Annotated in this window: 7 protein-coding genes; 6 read left to right on the top strand and 1 reads right to left on the bottom strand. The window is 43.2% G+C overall.

Annotated features, from left to right (window positions below):
• The first annotated feature begins 12 nt into the window (after positions 1-12).
• The 3 genes from K6V21_RS00230 to K6V21_RS00220 all read left to right on the top strand — a co-directional run bounded on the left by K6V21_RS00230 (position 13) and on the right by K6V21_RS00220 (position 6,275).
• Positions 13-1,944 carry an alpha-L-arabinofuranosidase C-terminal domain-containing protein gene (locus tag K6V21_RS00230; RefSeq protein WP_224320489.1) on the top strand — a complete coding sequence of 644 codons (1,932 nt, stop codon included), beginning with the start codon at positions 13-15 and terminating at the stop codon, positions 1,942-1,944.
• Between the two features lie 134 nt (positions 1,945-2,078).
• A complete protein-coding gene (locus tag K6V21_RS00225) occupies positions 2,079-5,174 on the top strand; it encodes a glycoside hydrolase family 2 TIM barrel-domain containing protein (protein ID WP_224320488.1) in 3,096 nt (1,031 codons plus the stop codon).
• A 120-nt stretch (positions 5,175-5,294) separates the two neighbouring features.
• Positions 5,295-6,275, top strand: coding sequence for a glycoside hydrolase family 43 protein (locus K6V21_RS00220; protein ID WP_224320487.1), 981 nt, complete (start codon positions 5,295-5,297; stop codon positions 6,273-6,275).
• 201 nt (positions 6,276-6,476) lie between these two features.
• Here the strand turns inward: K6V21_RS00220 and K6V21_RS00215 are convergent, their stop codons facing one another.
• On the bottom strand, positions 6,477-10,508 hold the full coding sequence (locus tag K6V21_RS00215; RefSeq protein ID WP_224320486.1) for a two-component regulator propeller domain-containing protein: 4,032 nt from the start codon (positions 10,506-10,508) through the stop codon (positions 6,477-6,479).
• A 405-nt stretch (positions 10,509-10,913) separates the two neighbouring features.
• On the opposite strand from K6V21_RS00215, the gene K6V21_RS00210 reads away from it, so the two are divergent.
• From K6V21_RS00210 to K6V21_RS00200, 3 genes are all read left to right on the top strand, one after another.
• Positions 10,914-14,231, top strand: coding sequence for a SusC/RagA family TonB-linked outer membrane protein (locus K6V21_RS00210; protein ID WP_224320485.1), 3,318 nt, complete (start codon positions 10,914-10,916; stop codon positions 14,229-14,231).
• Between the two features lie 12 nt (positions 14,232-14,243).
• Entirely contained in the window at positions 14,244-16,295 is a 2,052-nt protein-coding gene (locus K6V21_RS00205; RefSeq protein WP_224320484.1) for a RagB/SusD family nutrient uptake outer membrane protein, read from the top strand.
• Between the two features lie 76 nt (positions 16,296-16,371).
• Positions 16,372-18,348 carry a DUF4978 domain-containing protein gene (locus tag K6V21_RS00200; RefSeq protein ID WP_224320483.1) on the top strand — a complete coding sequence of 659 codons (1,977 nt, stop codon included), beginning with the start codon at positions 16,372-16,374 and terminating at the stop codon, positions 18,346-18,348.
• The last annotated feature ends 6 nt before the right edge of the window (positions 18,349-18,354 follow it).

Genomic DNA, 18,354 nt, shown 5'->3' with positions numbered 1-18,354 from the left:
ATCATATCAACCATGAGAAAACTAACCACCCTTTTAGTCCTGTCCCTTGCACTGGGTGTGCAGGCGCAGCAGCATGTGATGACCGTCGACGTTTCCAAACCGACGGCAAAGATACAACCTGAAATGTATGGCATCTTTTTCGAAGATATCAACTTTGGTGCCGATGGAGGTCTGTATGCCGAACTGGTAAAGAACCGTTCTTTTGAATTCCCACAACCTTTCGTGGGTTGGGTGCCTTTCGGTAATGTAACCGTTCAGGATGCAGACCCTTGTTTTGACCGCAATCCTCACTATGTACGCGTAGTGAACGACGGCCGCCTACTGCGTGCCGGACTGGATAATGAAGGTTACCGCGGCATCGGTGTGAAGCAAGGCGAAGAATACCGTTTCTCCGTTTATGCCCGCACGCCGGATGCGAAGCCGATGAAGCTCTCCATCGAGCTCGTCAACTCCAATGCACAGAATCTGTTGAAGAAAGAAATCGAAGTCAGCGGCAATAACTGGCAAAAGCTGACGGCGGTGCTGAAATCTCCTTTCACAGACGCTCATGCCCGCCTGCGTATCGTCCTCGAAACACAGGGTACGGTAGATATGGATCATATCTCCTTGTTTCCTGTGAATACTTGGAAAGGACGTGAGAATGGTCTGCGTGCCGACCTCGCACAAGCCCTTTATGACCTTAACCCGGGCGTATTCCGTTTCCCCGGTGGTTGTATCATCGAGGGTAACAGTCTTGAAACCCGTTACCAGTGGAAGAATTCCGTAGGTCCTGTTGAAAACCGCCCTCTGAATGAAAACCGCTGGAACTACACCTTCAAACATAAAGCCTTCCCTGACTATTTCCAGACTTTGGGACTTGGTTACTTCGAATACTTCCTGTTGAGCGAAGACCTCGGTGCAGAACCTCTTCCGGTAATCAGCTGCGGGCTCTCCTGCCAGTACGAAAGCAACGAAGTAGTTCCGATGGATGAACTCGATCCGTACATACAGGATGCACTCGACCTGATTGAATTTGCCAACGGCCCTGTTACTTCCAAGTGGGGAAAGGTGCGTGCCGATATGGGACATCCCGAACCCTTCAATCTGAAGATGATCGGTATCGGTAATGAACAGTGGGACAAGGTTTATGTAGAACGTTTGGAAGCTTTCACAAAAGCTATCCGTGCGAAATACCCTGATGTGAAGGTTGTAGGTAGCTCCGGCCCGAGTGCCAGCGGTGATAAATTCGATTATCTCTGGCCCGAAATGAAGCGTATCGGTGTAGACCTGGTGGACGAACACTACTACATGAATCCTGATTGGTTCTTTGGCAATGCGTCACGCTATGACAATTACGACCGCAAAGGTCCGAAGGTTTTCGCCGGAGAATATGCTTCACACGATCATTCCACGAAGAAGGATAACAACTTCCTCGCCGCCCTTTCCGAAGCTGCCTTTATGACGGGACTGGAACGGAATGCGGATGTTGTTCATCTGGCTACTTATGCGCCGTTGTTTGCTCACGTAGACGCTTGGCAGTGGAATCCCGACCTGATCTGGTTCGATAACCTGCGCATGATGCGCACACCGAACTATTACGTTCAGCAGATGTACGGCATGAATGCCGGTACCGATGTACTCAGCCTGAAGATGGATGGCAAAGCAGTAGCGGGGCAGGACAGCCTCTATGCAACAGCTGCACTGAATGCACCTACCGGAGAAATCATCCTGAAACTGGTGAATGCAAGCAGTAAGCCTGCCGATGTTCAGATCGATTTCAATGGTTTGAAGAAACGTCAGTTGGTTGCCGGTTCCTGCACTTACTTACAGAATGACAATTGGCGCACAGTAAATACGCTGGATCAGGAAGCGATTGTTCCCCGTGTACGTCCGGTACAGGTAGAAGGGCAATCTCTGAAACTGAAACTTGAACCACGTTCGTTCGGAGTGTACCGGATGGAATAGTTACAAGCTCTTTGAACTCTATTCCCCCTTTTTTGAACTATTATTCCCCCTAAAAAAAGTTCATTCACCCTATCTTTGTAGCGGTATGCAGAAAATATTCTTCGTACCGCTACAAACATACTAATTTTATATCCATGAAGAAACATCTTATTACCGGACTCTTTGCAGCCCTGGCTCTGACTGCAAATGCACAGTCCTTTAAAGAGTGGCTTGATCCGGAGATCAATGCCGTGAACCGTGCTCCCATGCACACTAATTACTTTGCCTATGAATCGGCAGATGCCGCCATGCAAGGCAAGAAAGCCCAATCTACTAATTACATGACTTTGAACGGTACCTGGAAATTCTCTTGGGTACGCAATGCCGACCAGCGTCCTACCGACTTCTGGAAAGTAGGTTTCAATGACAAAGGCTGGAATAATCTGCAAGTTCCGGCTGTGTGGGAATTGAATGGTTATGGCGATCCTATTTATGTAAACACTGGCTATGCCTGGCGTAATCAGTTCCAGAACAACCCTCCTGAAGTTCCTACAGAGAACAATCATGTAGGTTCTTACCGTCGTGAGATCATTGTTCCCGCTGACTGGAAAGGGAAAGACATTATCGCTCATTTCGGTTCTGTAACCTCCAACATGTATCTCTGGGTAAATGGCCGTTATGTAGGTTATAGCGAAGACAGCAAGCTCGAAGCCGAATTCGACCTGACTCCTTATTTGAAACCCGGACAAACGAATCTTATCGCTTTCCAGGTATTTCGCTGGTGTGATGGAACCTACCTGGAAGACCAGGACTTCTTCCGTTACAGTGGTGTGGGACGTGATTGCTACCTCTATGCCCGCAACAAGAAACGTATCCAGGACATCCGTATTACTCCCGATCTGGACGAGGCATACAAAAATGGTTCTCTGCGTGTGACGCTCGACCTGAAAGGCAGCGGTAACGTAAATATGGAATTACTGGATGCTACCGGCAAGGCAGTAGCTACGGAAACAGCCAAAGGTAGCGGTACCATTCTGATGAATGTGGAAAATCCGCATAAATGGACAGCCGAAACTCCTTACCTCTATACACTGCGTGCCACTTTGCAAGGCAGCAACGAAGTAATCCCCGTAAAGGTAGGCTTCCGCAAGATTGAATTGAAAGGTGACCAGATATTAGTAAACGGTCAGGCCGTTCTCTTCAAAGGTGCCGACCGTCATGAAATTGATCCGGATGGTGGTTATGTCGTATCTCCCGAACGCATGATCCAGGATATCCAGGTCATGAAGAAATTTAATATCAACGCTGTGCGTACCTGTCACTATCCTGATGACAATCTGTGGTACGACCTTTGCGACCAATACGGTTTGTATGTAGTGGCTGAGGCTAATGTCGAATCACACGGTATGGGTTATCGTGAAAAGACACTGGCTAAACGCACCGACTATGCCAAAGCTCACATGGAACGTAACCAGCGCAACGTACAACGCGGCTTCAATCATCCCAGCATTATTTTCTGGTCATTGGGTAACGAAGCCGGTTTCGGACCTAACTTTGAAGCTTGCTACCGTTGGATCAAGAATGAAGATTCCAGTCGTGCCGTACAATACGAACAGGCGCACGGAAACGAATTTACCGACATCGACTGCCCCATGTATGCCGATTACAAGCACATGGAAAGATATGGCCAGCGTACAGATGCCAAGAAGCCTCTTATCCAGTGTGAATATGCCCACGCTATGGGTAACTCACAGGGCGGTTTCAAAGAATATTGGGATCTGATCCGTAAATACCCTAACCTGCAAGGCGGTTTCATCTGGGACTTCGTAGACCAGTCCGTTCGTTGGAAAGGCAAAGACGGTGTAACTATCTACGCTTATGGCGGTGACTTCAACCGTTACGACGGTTCCGACAAGAACTTCTGCGATAATGGTCTGATCAGTCCCGACCGTGTTCCCAATCCGCACATGTACGAAGTGGGTTACTATTATCAGAACATCTGGACAACTCCCGCTGACCTGAAGAACGGCGAAGTGAACGTGTACAACGAAAACTTCTTCCGTGACCTTTCCGCTTACTATCTGGATTGGCAATTGCTTGCTAACGGTAAAGTAATTCGTACCGGTCGTGTAGAAGACCTCAACGTAGCTCCGCAGCAGACTGCCAAAGTGAAATTGAACATCGGCAAAACCTGCGAATGCAAAGAATGGTTGTTGAATGTAACTTATCGCCTGAAGAACCGCGAAGGTCTGCTTCCCGCCGGATATGCCGTAGCCAAAGACCAGCTTGTATTGAACCCCTACAAGGCTCCTGCCATGGACCTGAAGAATGTGGAAGTTGTGAATACTCCTACCGTTGCTCCTCAAATCCAGGAAAACGACTGGCGTTATCTGATCATCAACGGTGATAACTTCCGTCTGGAATTCAACAAACATACCGGTTACCTGAATCGCTACAACGTAGCAGGCACGGAATTGATGAACGAAGATGCCGAACTGGCACCTAACTTCTGGCGTGCACCTACGGACAATGATTTCGGTGCAGGTTTGCAACAGAAATTCGCTGCCTGGAAGAACCCGGGTCTGAAGCTGACTTCCTTCAAATGGGAGACAGTAGACAATCAGACAGTGGTACGTGCAGAATACGAAATGAAGAATGTTTCTGCCAAACTGGATCTTACTTATGTAATCAACAACAAGGGTGCTGTAAAGGTGACTCAGAAGATGACTGCCGATCCGCAGGCTAAAGTATCTCATATGTTCCGTTTCGGTATGCAGATGCAGATGCCCAAGACTTTTGAAACTGTAGAATACTATGGCCGTGGCCCGGTAGAGAACTACAGTGACCGTAATCATTGTACAGATCTGGGATTGTATCGCCAGAGTGTAGATGAACAATTCTATTCTTATATCCGTCCGCAGGAAACAGGTACGAAGACCGATATCCGCTGGTGGAAGCAACTGAACGATGCCGGACGCGGTTTGCAGATTGTAGCTGACGCTCCGTTCTCCGCATCAGCCCTGCACTATACTATCGAGTCTCTGGATGATGGTTGGGACAAAGGTCAGAGCCACTCTCCCGAAGTGAAAGAGGCTAACCTGACAAATCTCTGCATCGACAAGGCTCAGATGGGCTTAGGATGTGTGAACAGTTGGGGTGCATGGCCGTTACCACAGTATCAGTTGCCTTATGGTGACTATGAATTTACGTTCATTCTTACTCCGGTACAACACGGTATAGAAATTGAATAAGTTATAGATACGCGGACGACGCGGATGAAGCGGACAAACGCGGATTTATGATTATTCCGCGTTTGTCCGCCTTATCCGCGTCGTCCGCGTATCTATCCTCATTATATTAAAAGAACTAATATGAGAAAAGAATTATTGGTGTTTATATTTACCTTGTGTTCTGTCCTTACATCTGCCCAGCAGAAGGTCCCAAACCGCTTCCGTACCAACATCCCTCTTGATTCCATCCACTTGAGTGACCCCTGCATACTGGCCGATAAGAAAACCTCCACTTATTACATGACCGGTACCGGCGGCCTCCTTTGGAAAAGCAAAGACCTTGCCCGTTGGGAAGGCCCTTATCGTGTAGCAGAAACTGATCCTGACTCCTGGATGGGCCCTAAACCCGAAATCTGGGCAGCTGAGCTGCACGAATACAACGGAAAATATTACTATTTCGCCACTTTTACGAACAACGCCATCAAGATTGATACCGTAAAAGGAAACGTCATCCCCCGTCGTGCCAGCCACATCCTGGTCAGTGATAAACCGGATGGCCCTTATAAACCTATGAAAGACCCCACTTACCTACCCGAGAATATGCCTACCCTTGATGGGACATTCTGGGTGGATAGTGACGGCAAACCTTATATGATCTATTGCCACGAATGGCTGCAAAACTGGAACGGTACGATGGAAAAGATTGAATTAAAGCCCGATTTAAGCGGTTCCATCGGCAAAGGAAAGATTCTTTTCCGTGCCAGTGAATCTCCCTGGAGCCGTGAGAAGATGGGGGACAAAGTATTGCCCAACCGTGTAACCGACGGACCATGGCTTTTCCGCACAGGTACGGGCCGGTTAGGTATGATATGGACAAGCTGGGTATTCCAGGACTATACACAAGGCGTTGCCTATTCCGAGAGTGGAACCTTGGATGGCCCTTGGATACAAGAGAAAGAACCGGTCACTCCGCCTAACTTCGGACATGGAATGTTGTTCCGTACTTTGGATGGTGAGTGGATGATGTCGGTTCATAGTCATAAAGATGTGAACGGGCGATATATTCGTATTCCGCACCTGTTTAAAGTCGATTTATCGGGGGATAAACTGAAAATTGACTGATTTATCACCTTTTATGAAACAATTGTGCTACTACTGAATGAAAATTTCACTCTATCTTTGCAACATCGACAATAGGTTATAGATTAACATAAGATTGGTATTAATAAACAAAGGGTAGTTTTTTTAGTTACAGTTTTCAGTAGGTAGTTGTTATAAGAGGCGGATGTCCCTTCAGGTAGAAGGGATGTCCGCTTCATCTTTTTATTGCTTCTGTTTTATGTACTCCGACGGTGCCATTCCATATTCCTCCTTAAAGCAAGCCCGGAAATACCCCAAGTCATTGAAACCGCTTGCGTAAGCAGCTTCGGAAATGTTTAGTCCTTCTTCCATCAATAAGCGGAGACTGTTTTTCAGTCTTATTTTCCGGATGAACTCATTGCCTGATATGCCTGTTAGCCCCTTTATCTTCCGGTAAAGGGTGGAGTGGCTCATGTTCATCTTGCCTATCATGAAAGGCATGTCCAATTGAGGTGTGTCGATATTTTCTTCTACTATTGCAGTAAACCTGTTCAGGAATTCTTCATCCAGCCTACTTAGTTTCATTGATTCCTGAGATTGTTCAGGTTTTAGCTCTTTGGTGCGGTTGGTTATCAGCAGGGCTAACTTCTTCCGTGATTCCAACAGATTGTGAACGCGACTATGTAATAACTTGGCGCTGAATGGTTTCGTAAGATATGAGTCGGCACCGCTTTCATAACCCTCTTCTTTATCTTGAATGGAATCTTTGGCTGTTAACAGGATGACAGGTATATGGCTGGTGCGTACATCTTCTTTTATCAGTTTGCATAATTCAATACCGTCCATCACAGGCATCATGATGTCGCTGATAATGATATCAGGGATATATTTCAGTGCTTGTTCTATTCCTTCTTTTCCGTTAGTTGCAGTTAGAATGTGGTAGTTGTTGCTGAAAGAAGTAGCGATGTATTCGCGAATATCATCATTATCTTCTACGACCAGTATTACCGGACAAGTATCATTTTCTTCCTCTTTTAAGCTTTCCGTTTTTTCTGGAATACTTTCCGTTTTTTCTTCTTTATGCAAGGCATCGGGATAAGTATTTTCGGTGAGAATCCGGAAAGTGAAAGTCGTTCCTTTACCCGTTTCACTTTCTACATGCAGACTGCCTTCGTGCAGGTCGGCCAGTGATTTGACTAATGCAAGGCCGATGCCTGTGCCTGACGCCTGATGTTTCCCTTTCGCCTGATAATAACGGTCGAAGATATGCGGTAGTGCGTCAGCATCTATACCGTATCCGGTATCGCTGACTACTATTTCTGTATATTGTTTGCCTTCCTGATTTATTGGATGCATAATCAGGTTGATTTCTCCCTCCGGAGTGTATTTTATGGCATTTGATAACAAATTATCCAGTATGGTAGAGATGATATCAGTATCAAAATAGAGTTTAGTCTTTGAGGGCTGAACACGGATGTGGAATTTTACTCTATCATTTCGGTTCAACTCTTTGTAACGCAAACCTATTTCTGTAATCAGATTACTTAAATCTCCTTTGGTTACTGTTAGTTTTCGGTTTTGTGTTTCCGTCTTGCGGAATTCCAGTATTTGGTTGATAAGGTTCAATAACCGGATAGCACTGCTGTGAATCATCTTGATTTTATTACTATAAAAAGCAGGTACGTTAGAGTCATTGACTAAATCTTCCAGTGGACCGAGTATCAACGTTAATGGGGTGCGCAGTTCGTGTGTGATGTTGGTGTAGAAGCGCAGACGTTCGTTGTTAAGTTCCTGTTCGTTTTGGCTTTTCTTTTTTTCCAGTTCAAGGGAGTTTTCCAGCATGAGTTTACGTTTGTAAAAACGGAACCAGATATACACACACAATAATACCAGCAGAATATACAAGACTTTCGCATACCACGTCAGCCATAGAGGTGGATAGATGTGTACTTGTAATGTGGCTATATGACTATCGTCCCACTCCTGATTTCTTAACCTTGCTTTTACTTTGAATGTATATTCTCCCGGGGAAATATTGCGGAAAGTAATCATGTTTTCTCCTAAAGTATTGGTCCATGTATTTTCCAGTCCGTCAATCATATATGCATATTCCACCTGTCCGCTTTGCGAATAGTCCGGTACGGTGAATGAGATGCGGAAAGAATTCCGGTTATAGGGCAGGTTGATGCTTCCCTCAGAGGTCGGAATGATAGTTCCTTCATTACGACTTTCTATCTGGTTGTTCAGACTTCTGCATTCGATAATCTGTACAGGAGCCACTTGGCGTTCTACGATCAGATTCTCCGGATTGAAATAGCAGACACCGTTTAGCGAACCGAAATAGAGTGTGCCATCTTCTGCCCGGCAGGCTGAACCTTCAATAAAGTTTCCCATAGGTATGCCGTCACGATAGTCGTAACTGTCGAATTTCTTCTTTTGCTTGTTCCAAAAGGATATTCCATCGTTGGTACTGAGCCAGATATTTCCGGATGCATCTTCTTGAATGGCACGTACGAAGGTGTCTTCAAGTCCTTGCTCATAACCGTATGCTTCAAACTCTTCCGGACGGGCTGTATCTTTAATGTATCCTATTCCGTTGCGTGTGGCAGCCCATACGCCCCCCTGAGAATCCATGTAAAGACTATTGATGGCATTAGAGCAGAAGCGAGTGCCTTTGTTCAGTTTGGCTACCAGCTTGTTTTCTTTGTCAAGGACAGCTATTCCTCCGCCATAAGTACCTATCCACAACTTACCTTGCTTGTCGCGGAGAATGCCATATACTGATCGGTCTGGCAATAACCGGTTGATTTCGTCTTCTTTGCGGAGAGTACCGTTGCTGTAGCTGTATATTCCATATTCGGCACCTATCCATATTTTTTCATCATTTTCCTTGAAAAAGGTGATGATATCTACATCAGCCATATCCAATGGAATACGTTCGATATGTTTGTTACGGGTATTGAACTTTAGAAGACCGTCATCGTATATTCCAAGTAATAATGCGCCTTGTTGGTCGCTGATGATGGAAAACACTTGTCCGTATGGTCTTGAAAGTTGTTTGGTAATATCTATACTTTTCAGGATTTTGTTGTCCTTGAATAATGTTATTTCATTTTCACCGCCCAACCAGATTTGATCGTTCTCATCTTTGCAAAGTCCCCATACAGGCTTGTGTTTAGTGATATTCCCTTTTTCAGTCATATAGGGCAATATGTGGAATTCCGGTTGGCTGTGGCTGATAAAATCTATACCGCTACTGTAATTGCCTATCCAGATATTTCCGAAAGAATCCTGTAACAAGGTGCGTATATTTCCTGATGTAACTCCGTGCTTGCTATTGTCGGCGGTGATATTGTAGAACTGTACCTTTTCAGGACTCTTAAAAGTTATACTATGTAAATCGAGTATACTGATCCCCCCAATATCGCTGGCAATCCATAATGTGCCGTCATTCATTTCTTTAATATCATAAATATGGTCGGCAATCAGAGAATGAGGGTTATCGGATTCATGCCTGAATACGGTAAATTCTTCTGTTTTCGGATTAAATAAGCCCACCCCCCTGTTGGTGCCTACCCAAATATTTTGCAAATGATCTTTATAAATGGAATAAATACTGTTTCCGGGCAAACTTTGCGGATTATTGTTTGCATGACTGAGCTTACGTACTGTTTTGTTTTTCAGGTTGATAATACTCATTCCGCTTTGGGCGTGTCCGATATAAAGGTGCCCTTCTCCATCGTCGAAACAGCACCAGTTGGATTTATTCAGGTTCTCTATGCCCATATCTGCGAGCGATGTGAATGTACGGCTATGTTTATCGTAATGAACAATGTTCCCGTAATGTGGAGTCAACCAAAGCCCTCCATCGGAGGCATGCGACAGGTGCACGATATTATCTGCCCTAATCTCGTCTTGGGATGTATAAGAGTAGAACTGGTAAGTGGAACAGTCCAATGCACTTATACCGTCGAATTTTCCACCTATCCATACTACATTTTCTGTTTCGTCATATAGTAGTACGTTTAGTGCATCATTGATTAATTGTGAGTTATTACTTTTATAGGTGGTGAAGTTGCATCCGTCAAACCGGTTCAGTCCAAGTTCTGTTGCCACCCAGATGCAGCCTTGTTTATCTTGTGCAATGTCGCGGACATAATTGTTCGACAATCCGTCTTCTACACCCAAATGTCGCAAGGTATAAGGTTGTGCCATGCTATCAGTACAGAATAGCAGTCTGCATAGCAAGAATAGAAGAAGTTTGTAGCTTCGCATGATTGTTCCTGTTTTAGGGTTGTCTTTGCAACAAATATACGATAAATCTGTATTTAATGTACTTGTTGCTTTGGTTTTGCCCGATTTGCCTCTGTGATTTGATGAATTTGCCTTGCCTTTGTATTACTGTAATAAGCACTCTTGCCTTTTTCTCATATCATTTGATGGTTGTGCAGGAACAAATTAAAGTTGGCTGATACTTTTTTGTTAGTCTACCTATATCAGTCTAAGACAGATTGGTCAAAGAGTGGGATAAAATAGCCATGACAAATTTGTCCTTTCTCGAAAGCGAATTTGTCCCCTATGTTTTCTTTATTACTTCGATATCTTTGCATATCCCATAATGGGACATAGTTTTGAGATTCTATTAACCTTATTATTATTATCTAATTTAAAAGGAAAACAATGAAATCAGATTCTTTTAGAAACAATCGGAAGGCACTTGCGGCCTTATTGCTTTGCACTGGTTTCATTGCCGGACAACCCCTCACGGTGAGGGCTACGGGCAATGAACAAAGTGTGCAAACGGTTCAACAACAAATCAAAGTTTCCGGAACTGTAAGTGATGCGCTGGGGCCGGTCATCGGTGCCAGTGTTGTAGAAAAAGGGAATGCATCTAATGGCACTATTACTGATGTCAACGGTAACTTTTCTCTTTCAGTACCTTCCGGTGCAACGCTTCTCATTTCTTATATAGGATATAAAGCGCAGGAAGTACAGGCAGTGGCAGGCAGAGTTATTGATGTAACTTTGAAAGAAGATACTGAAATGCTTGATGAAGTTGTGGTGGTAGGTTTTGGTACTCAGAAGAAGGTGAATCTGACCGGTTCGGTGGGAATTGCTACAGCGAAAGAGTTGGAATCCCGTCCGGTATCATCGGCAACACAGGCTTTGCAAGGCTTGGTTCCGGGTCTGAAGATTACGACGAATACTGGCCAGTTGGGAAAAAATATGGATATATCAGTGCGTGGCACGGGTACGATTGGTGATGGATCGAGTGGTGCACCTCTTATTCTGATTGATGGAATGGAGGGAGATATTAATACGGTAAATCCGCAGGATATTGAGAATATCTCAGTCTTGAAGGATGCTGCCGCTTCTTCTATTTATGGTTCACGTGCTCCCTTCGGTGTGATCCTTGTAACGACAAAGAAGGGTAAGGAGGGTAAAATCTCTGTCAATTATAACAATAGTTTCCGTATTTCCACTCCAATCAATATGCCTGAAGCTATGGATTCCTATTCATTTGCAGTCATGATGAATTATGCAGGTGTTAACCAGGGAGTAGGACAAGACTATACTGATGATGTATTACAAAAAATGCTTGATTTCCAAGCAGGAAAACTACAGTATGGACTTGATGAAAAGAATAGTTCAGCATGGGAGGACCGTTGGACGAAAGGATATGCCAATACTGATATCTGGAAGGAAACTTATAAAAGTTCCGTATTCTCGCACGAACATAATATGAGTGTGACGGGAGGTAGTGAGAAGATGTCTTATTACGCTTCTTTCAATTATTTGGATCAGGAGGGTTTGATACGGTTCGGTGAAGAAGGACAGAAACGCTACAATGCCACTGGTAAAATCAATGCCACCCTTACGGATTGGCTGAAATTTAACTGGAGTACTCGTTTTACGCGTACTGACGGTTGGAGACCAAGAGCATTTACGGATAGTTATTACGATGGTTTGGGAAGAGGAAACTGGCCCAATTTACCTGTCTACGATCGTAACGGGCATATCAATCAGGATGGTCCTCGCCAATTGGCCGAAGGTGGACAGAGGAATCAGCAAATTGACCGCCAATATTATCAGGGTGCTTTTATTCTGGAACCTGTAAAGAATTGGATTACTAATGTCGAGTTCAATTATCATATTAAAAATGATCACGTGAAGGAAGCTACGCTTACTTATTATAATTATGATCCGCAAGGTAACGAAATAAATAACGGTAGCCAAAGTACTAGCTTATTTGAATCGCAACTTAAGGAAAATTATTTGAATCTGAATGTCTATAGCTCTTATTCTCACAGTTTTGCCGATAAGCACAATCTTAAGTTTATGGCTGGATTTCAGGCGGAGAAGATGAAGCAACATTATTTTTCGGTCACCAAATATGGATTGATTACAGAGCAAGAAGACTTTTGGGATTTTGACTTGACGAATGGATTGGATGGTAAAGGTAATTCTAAAGATACGGGAGTAGAGGGCTATACTAACGAATGGGCTACGGCAGGGTTCTTCGGTCGTCTCAATTATGATTATTTAGGACGCTATTTATTTGAAGTGAATATGCGTTACGATGGTACTTCTCGTTTCCGCCGTGGCAGCCGTTGGCAACTGTCACCTTCTTTTTCTGCCGGATGGAATATTGCTCAGGAAGAATTCTTTGCCCCGGTCAACCATATTGTTGATCAATTAAAATTGAGATTCTCTTATGGAGAGTTAGGCAACCAGAATACAAACTCATGGTATCCTACTTACCGTGTAATGGATCTGGGAGCATTGAATGGTGATTGGATTCAGAACGGTGCGCGTCCTAATACTGCTAGTGTAGGAAGTCTGATTAGTACGTCATTGACATGGGAAAAGGTACGTACATGGGATGTAGGATTGGATTATGGTTTTTTCAATAATCGCTTGTCAGGATCATTTGATTACTTTATCCGTTATACTAAGAATATGGTGGGACCTGCAGAACAACTGCCCAATACGTTGGGGGTGGATGTGCCGAAGAAGAATAACTGTGATTTAAAGACTAAGGGATGGGAGGTCTCACTTTCGTGGAAAGACCGTTTGAATAATGGACTGAATTATGGAATAAGTGTGTCATTATCTGATCAAGTGACTTATATTGACAGTTATCCGGGTAATAAGACCGGAACACTGCCATATTATAGTCTTACGGAAAATAAATATAAAACAGGTTATATAACAGGGCACAAAATTAATGAGATTTGGGGGTATGAGACCATAGGTATTGCTAAAACGCAAGAAGAGATGGATGCTCATTTAGCTTCTTTGCCCAATGGCGGTCAGACTGCACTGGGGTCGCAGTGGGCAGCGGGAGATATAATGTATAAAGACTTGAATAATGATGGTAAAATCAGCGAAGGATCATCTACATTAGAAGATCATGGTGATTTAAAATTACTGGGTGATGCTAATCCTCACTATTTCTATGGTATTGATCTTACCGCCAGTTGGAAAGGCTTTGATTTTCGTTGTTTCTTGCAAGGGGTTATTAAACATGATTTTTGGCCAGGAATGTCTTCTTATTTCTGGGGGGTTCGTGGTGGCTTTAGTAAATGGTTCACTATTGGCTTGGAAGAGCATGGTGATTACTTTCGTGATGAACCTCTCGGACTGGACGGGCATGAAATTCCTGCTAATTTGAATTCTTATTATCCAAGACCTATTTTCTCCAAGTCATCCGATGGAACGAGTTTCGGTGCAAAGAATCAGAAAGTACAGAGCCGTTATATGCAAAATGCAGGTTATATGCGCCTGAAGAACTTACAATTGGGTTATTCTTTACCTGCATCTTTGTTACAAAAGGTGGGTGTATCCAACTGTCGTATCTTTGTTTCCGGTGAGAACCTATTGACTTTTACTTCTTTAAATTCTTTGTTTGATCCTGAAACCTGTACTGGCGGTTGGGGGGGGAATGCCTATCCACTCTCTTCTACATGGTCTTTTGGTTTAAGTTTAACTTTTTAATCTTCATGAAAAATGAAAACGACTAAATATATAATATTAACAGCTTTCGTACTGGGTGGCATGTTTGCATCGTGTGATGATTTTCTTGATATGGAACCGAGGTCTGATCTTGCTCCCGAGACCTACTTTACGGATGCCTCACAATTGCAGGCATATGCCGATAAATGGTATGCAAGTGTACTTCCTTCTTGTCCCGGCAACTCCTATGGTATTTATGCTAATGATCAGGGTACAGATAATCAGATTGCTGAAAGTGCTCCCTCTTATTTCTTTCCGGGTGAATGGAAAGTACCTAATAGTAGTGGAAATTGGAGCTTTAAAACTATCTATAATCTGAATTTCTTTTTCTCTTGTGTATTGCCTAAGTTCGGCGAAGATTTATCGGGAAGCCAGAATACTATTACTGGTGATTTACAGAATGTGAAACACTATATTGGAGAAATGTATTTTTTGCGTGCACTCGAATACTTCAACCGTTACCAGCAATTTGGGGATTTTCCTATTATAACAGAGCCTTTGGCTGATGATATGTTGGTATTGACTGAAGCGGCCAAGCGTTCTCCACGTAATGAAGTAGCAAGGTTCATTCTGTCAGACTTGGATAAAGCTGCTGCCTTGCTGGCTGGAAAAGATATGCAGAAAACCCGTATCAATAGGGATGTAGTTTTATTGCTTAAATCACGCGTAGCTCTTTATGAAGGTACATGGCTGAAATATTTTAAAGGTACGGCTTTTGTGCCCAATGGCGAAGGGTGGCCAGGCAAGAGTAAAGAATACAATGCGAATTATCAATATCCCAGTGGAAGTATAGACAATGAAATTAATTGGTTCCTGGATGAAGCTATGGCTGCTTCAAAAGAAGTAGCAGAGAAATATAAAGATCGGTTAACTGAGAATACGGGTATATTGAAACAAGATGTGAATACTCCGGAGAATCCTTTCTTTGCAATGTTTGGTTCAGAGGATTTGTCTGGTGTAGACGAGGTTTTGATGTGGCGTCAATATGTATCGGGTCTGGGTAGTGGACAAGATGTGGCTTTGGCAGCAGATGAGAGCAACTGGGGAGTTGGTATGACGCGTGGGTATGTACAGAACTTCTTGATGGCTGATGGACTTCCTGTTTATGCTCATGGTACTTATGCTGATGGCGACGGCTATTATAAGGGAGACAAAACTATTAATGATGTACGTCAAAATCGGGACAGTCGTTTGAGTCTTTTCTTGAAAGAACCAGGGCAAAAGAATGTTTTAGTGGAAAGTGTTACCGGGCTTACCAATATTTGGTTGGATGAACCCTATCCTGATATAACAACAGGTTCTTTGCAATATGCCTATACAACAGGATATGCATTACGTAAGGGAGGTGCTTGGGATAGTAAGTATCTGGTTCAGAATAAGGGTTATTTAGGACTTGTCATATATCGGTCGGTAGAGGCGTTGTTGAACTATATGGAAGCCAGTTATGAGAGAAATGGAACACTTGATGCTTTGGCGCGTGAATATTGGCAAAAACTTCGTAGCAGGGCTTTAGTTAGTACAGATATTGACGCTACTATAGTGGCAACTAATATGAGTAAAGAGGCTGAAAACGACTGGGGAGCCTATTCTGCGGGACAGATATTGACTGACAAAACACTATATAACATTCGCCGGGAACGTCGTTGTGAACTTCTTTCCGAAGGTTTCCGTTGGATGGATTTATGTCGTTGGAGAGCTATGGATCAGATGCTTACTGAACCTTATATCCCCGAAGGTTTTCATCTATGGAATACACCTATGCAAAACTGGTATAATGATAATACAGGAAATACTATATTGGTATATGGAAATGATAGCAAAGCCAATGTTTCTTCACCGGATGACAGTGAATATCTCCGTCCTTATAGAAAAAGAAGTAATCAGATTTGTCATGATGGTTTTGTCTGGAAAATGGCTCATTATTTGGAACCTATCCGAATAGATCAATTCCTCATAACATCGACTGATGGACGTTCGGTTGAAACTTCTCCTATTTATCAAAATCCATATTGGCCTGTTACAGCCGATATGCCTGCTGAGAAATAAATATTAGAATAAAAACAGGTTATCCGCATACTTTGCTCAAATATGCGGATAATCTTTAAATATAAAAAGGATGATTGTGAAGCCAAAATATAGATGGATTTTAGTTTGTGTCTTGCTGTTAAATGTCTCTTTATTACTGGATGCTAAAAATCGTATTTCTGAAAGTAAGAAGAACGTGGATGCGGTATCATGGGTTGATACGAGTTTGGAAGGAGCACAGAAATACGTGTTGCGGGTAGATGGAACCCCTTATTATATGATTAATATCCAGATACGGCTTGATTTGTTGCGTTATTCCGAGAAATGGAGTGATGCCGCTTGTGAAGCCTTGGTTGCACAGGCTGCGGCCGATGGATTTAATACAGTTTCCATTCCCGTACATTGGTATGAAGTAGAACCGGAAAAAGATAACTTTGATTGGAAGATTTTGGATGAATACCTGACATTGGTGAATAAATATGGGCTGAAGATGGAAATGCTGTGGTTTGGTGCCAATAGTGGAGGTCATGTGCAATGGCTGAGTCGCTCGAAAGAGATGCCGAACCATCTACGTACTCCTGACTATGTACTTTACTCTCCTGCACCGGATTCAAAAGAAACGACAAGCGATTACCGCATCCGTCGTGATATGTCGGATTATAGCATGGATATGACGGATGATCGTTTATGTGCAAGAGAAACATATGTGTTAGGAGTGGTGATGAAGCATATAAGTGAATGGGATAAAGCTAATGGGAACAAACATCCGATTATCGGCGTGCAGATAAACAATGAAGCGATAGGACAGAAGGGACTATTCGCAAACTCCGAAGTCATTTCTTATTTAAGTAAAGTGGCAAGTGCTGTGAAACAATCTGACTATGTTGTGTGGACACGGGCCAATTGTGTGTATTGGAATGTCATGGCTCGTGTGTATGGGAATGAGGAACGTCGTATTTCGAAAGAAGGTACAAATCTTGATTTTATGGGTATCGATACTTATCGGCATCATTTCTCGTCAGACACCTCATTTGTGGCAAGTATGAGGTACAATATGCCTTATGTGGGTAAGAATTTTCGTATGATAATGGAGACTAATACGAATGTGCCTTATGCAGCACAGATGCATCTGGCAGCTTTGTCTGGAAATTCTGCTTTTGACTTTTATAGTATTGAAAGTTTATATGGAAGGGATGGAGATATGGTAAAGCCGTTAGTTGCCTATCTTGAGGATATTCGTTTGGTAAATAAGATATTGAGTAGTGACAGGGTTGATCTTGCTATAAATGCCCACGGTTATGGTCTGTTTGTACACAATTGGGAAGGAGGAAATTCTACTCCAAGTGTCAGTAATGCAGGAATTGTGTTTGAACCTAATTATCCGACATCTCAAGGCATAAGTATTTTGAGGAGTAATACCGAACTTGTGTTAATGAGTTCCAAAGGAGGGCGTTTTACACTTCCAGACGGTATTGATGTACTTTCTGCCAGCAAAGGTTATTTTGATGATAATAATTGTTGGGTAAATGAGGGGGAAGTTCTTTTGTCTTCATCAGTACTCTTCGATGCATCTCCTTCCACTAACAGGTCTTTGTCTGTGGAAGCTGGTACAACGGTACTGCTTATTTGTAAAGACTTGGGACTTACTATTCCCTATATCATTTATCAGGCAGAGAATGCTATCCTTTGTGCTGGGACGAAATCAGATGCTGCAATTGAAGGCGTTGGCTTTGCCGGTAATGGATATGCACAACTACCTTCTTCTGAAGGTGCGTGTATCATTTGGAAGAGAGTTGATGGAAAAGCTGGTGGTAAGAAAACTTTAAAAATAAGATATTCTAATGGGAGTGGAAAAGCTGTCAAATGCCTGCTTTTTGTGAATGGAAAGATGCAGGTGATTCAATTGGAAGATACCGGTTCTTGGACTAATTATCGTACAGTAGAAACTATGGTAACTCTTAATGCTGCTATGGACAATCTGATAAAATTAGAATCCACAGGAAATTATAAACGGGTGAATCGTGTGGTCTATCCATTATCTGCAGGAAATATTGATGAGTTGCAACTATTTTGAACGGAT

Source organism: Bacteroides cellulosilyticus (genome assembly GCF_020091405.1).
In the GTDB taxonomy this organism is placed as follows: domain Bacteria; phylum Bacteroidota; class Bacteroidia; order Bacteroidales; family Bacteroidaceae; genus Bacteroides.
The sequence above is the reverse complement of the archived record's forward strand: the minus strand, read 5'-3'. Positions and strand labels throughout refer to the sequence as shown.